At 47.9% G+C, this 541-nt stretch carries 1 pseudogene; it reads right to left on the reverse strand.

Going from position 1 to position 541, the window contains the following annotated elements:
- Positions 1 to 508: pseudogene (locus tag NK662_RS24770) on the reverse strand (5-methyltetrahydropteroyltriglutamate--homocysteine S-methyltransferase); the annotation flags it as partial.
- Positions 509 to 541 lie beyond the last annotated feature (33 nt).

A 541-nucleotide genomic window follows, 5' to 3' on the forward strand; every position in this document is an offset into this window, starting at 1 on the left:
CATTCACCTCAAGCACCTTTTGGTCAGCAAAAGCGAGCCCTGACTTAATATCGCTATCGAGCTTGGTCTCATTTACAAGATCCACAGCGGTGTGCATGAGTGAGCATGAAGTCGAGACCACAAGCTTGTCCTTTCCAACAATAGCCTCAAGAGACTCAAGGGTAGTGAGAGATGCAGCGAGATCATCAGCCCAGATGTTGCGTCCATCCACAACACCGGCAAAGAGGTACTTTCCAGAGGGGAAACCAGCACTCTTGATAAGGTCAAGAGTCTTGGCTCCACGGATAAGGTCAAAACCATAAGCAGTCACGCTGTTCAGGGATGTGAGGGTCTTGTATGATTCAGCAGGAATGTCAGCGAAGTATGTCTCAATAAGCACATTCAATCCAGAAAGTGCCGACTCAAGTTCTGTGTATGCAGCAGAGAATGCAGCCAATTGGTGAGAGTCAAGGTCAAGAACAAGTGTGGGCTCATCAAACTGAATCCATGTAGCACCAGCTGCCTTCAACTCAGCAATAACCTCCTTCTAGACAGGAAGGAT

The sequence above is a fragment of the Ectobacillus ponti genome (assembly GCF_024294785.1).
Lineage (GTDB): Bacteria > Bacillota > Bacilli > Bacillales > Bacillaceae_G > Ectobacillus > Ectobacillus ponti.